At 68.7% G+C, this 2,071-nt stretch carries 3 protein-coding genes and 1 pseudogene; all 4 read right to left on the reverse strand.

Annotation, left to right across the window (positions count from 1 at the left end; genetic code table 11):
- Positions 1-213, reverse strand: a pseudogene (locus WBA11_RS17990) (hypothetical protein); the annotation flags it as partial.
- Between the two features lie 79 nt (positions 214-292).
- Positions 293-631 carry a 50S ribosomal protein L19 gene (gene rplS / locus WBA11_RS17995; RefSeq protein WP_424522015.1) on the reverse strand — a complete coding sequence of 113 codons (339 nt, stop codon included), beginning with the start codon at positions 629-631 and terminating at the stop codon, positions 293-295.
- A 103-nt stretch (positions 632-734) separates the two neighbouring features.
- Entirely contained in the window at positions 735-1,457 is a 723-nt protein-coding gene (gene trmD / locus WBA11_RS18000) for a tRNA (guanosine(37)-N1)-methyltransferase TrmD (RefSeq protein ID WP_424522013.1), read from the reverse strand.
- Positions 1,458-1,535: 78 nt separating this feature from the next.
- Positions 1,536-2,071: ribosome maturation factor RimM (gene rimM, locus WBA11_RS18005; protein WP_424522014.1), on the reverse strand; the 536-nt coding region annotated here is incomplete at its 5' end.

Here is a 2,071-nt window from a genome sequence, read left to right on the forward strand (position 1 = left end):
CCTTTCCCCGACCAGCCCGATGTCGGGCACGACCTCCAAGCCGTCGTGCGCGCGCAGAACGTCGAGCGTCGGGACGAGCGCCAGGTCGACGCCGCCGGCCTCGAGGGCGGGACGGGCCTCGTGGGGCTCGACCTCGACGATGTCGGTGACGAGGTCCGCGAGAGCGGTCGCGAGCGCCCGGGCGGGCGCGACAGGCCAGACGGCGAGGCGCATGGGTGTGGAGGGATTGGGTTGTGGGGATTGGATGTTAGGGGTCGCCGTCCCCAACCCCTAAGCCCTAATCCCCGACACCTCAGTTGCGGCGGCGCTCCTGGATGCGAGCGGCCTTGCCGCGGAGACCGCGCAGGTAGTACAGCTTGGCGCGGCGGACGCGGCCGTAGCGCGTCACCTCGACCTTAGAGACGCGGGGCGACGCGTACGGGAAGATTCGCTCGACGCCGACGCCGTTCGAGATCTTCCGGACCGTGAACGACTCGGCCACGCCGCCGTTCTGGATCGCGATCACGACGCCCTCGAAGATCTGGATCCGCTCCTTGTCGCCCTCGATGACGCGGACGTGGACGCGGACGGAGTCACCGGCCGAGAAGTCGGGGTGGTCGTCGCGGAGTTGGGTGGCCTCCACGAGGCCCATGAGGTCGGTCGCCATAACGAGTTCGGATCGGGTGGGTGCGCGCACAGTGCGCGAACTGATGAAAGTAGGGGTTTTCGCGGCCAGAACCGCGCGGTGGAGCGGTCTACGGGGATTCTTCGCCCGTGAGGCCGCCCTCGAGGCCGGAACCGGCCAAGAGATCGGGGCGGCGGGTGCGGGTGCGCTCCAGGCGCTGCGCCTCGCGCCACTCCAGGATGGCGCCGTGGTCACCGGACATCAAGACCGGCGGCACGTCGAGGCCGCGGAAGGACGCGGGGCGCGTGTAGCTCGGCGCGTCGAGCAAGCCGTCCTGAAAGCTGTCGCTGAGCGCCGAGCCGGCATCGCCCAGGACGCCTGGAATGAGACGGGCGATCGAGTCGATCAGGATGAGCGCCGGCAGCTCGCCGCCCGAGAGCACGTAGTCGCCGACCGAGATCTCGCGCGTGACGATCGTGTTGCGGACGCGCTGGTCGATGTTCTTGTAGTGCCCCGCGATCAGCAGGAGCCGTCCTCGAAGCGACAGCTCGTTCGCCATCGGCTGATCGAGCGTCTCGCCGTCGGGCGTCAGGAAGATGACCTCGTCGTACGGCCCGTGCTCGGCCTCGAGGGCCTCGACGCAGGCGAACAGCGGGCCGGGCGTCAGTACCATCCCGCCCATGCCGCCGTAGGGCGCGTCGTCGATCTGCCGGTACTTGCCCTCCGCGTAGTCGCGCAGGTCGTGGACCTCGACCTCGACGAGCCCCTTGTCTTGGGCACGCTTCAGGATCGAGTGCTCGAGCGGACTCCGCACGAGATCAGGAAGCGAGGTAACGAGATCGAATCGAATCATGAGGGTTGGGGTTTGGGGTTGGGTTTTAGGGGGAGTGCGGCATGCGAACCCAAACCCCTAATCCCCAGTCCCCGACACCTACTCGAGCAGTCCCTCGATGGGCTTGACGTAGAGGCGCCGCGCCTCGAGGTCGGTGCGGACGACGAACTCGTCGACGTCCGGGATCAGGACCTCGGACTTGCCGGGCCGGTCGACGGCGAAGAGAAGCTGCGCGCCGTCGTACAAGTCGCGCACCGTCCCGATCTCCGCGACCTCGGCTCCGTCATCATCGACCTCGATGACCGTCAGGCCAACGAGATCGTGCAGGAACGCTTCGCCGTCCTCGAGGGCGGGAAGGTCGGCGGGGTCGGCCCAGACGAGCGAGCCGCGCAGGTCGGCCGCGGCCTCGACCGAGTCGACGCCCTCGAGAGCCAAGAGCACCGTCGTACGGCCCTTGGGGTACTGGAAGCGGACGCCCTCGAGGGCGAACCGCTGCGCGGACGCCGCGCTTTTTCCGATGTGGACGACCTCGAGGTCGGCGAACCGCTCGGGGCCGTCGGTCTCGGGGGCCACTTTGATCTCGCCGCGGACGCCATGGGTCTTGCCCACGCGGCCCATCAGGAGGAGGTTGTCGG

The sequence above is a fragment of the Rubrivirga sp. genome, from assembly GCF_049648075.1.
Taxonomy (GTDB): domain Bacteria; phylum Bacteroidota; class Rhodothermia; order Rhodothermales; family Rubricoccaceae; genus Rubrivirga.

Excerpts from the sequence above, each read along its gene's own strand:
- rplS (WP_424522015.1), bottom strand. The coding sequence starts at position 631 with ATGGGCCTCGTGGAGGCCACCCAACTCCGCGACGACCACCCCGACTTC.
- trmD (WP_424522013.1), bottom strand. The coding sequence starts at position 1,457 with ATGATTCGATTCGATCTCGTTACCTCGCTTCCTGATCTCGTGCGGAGT.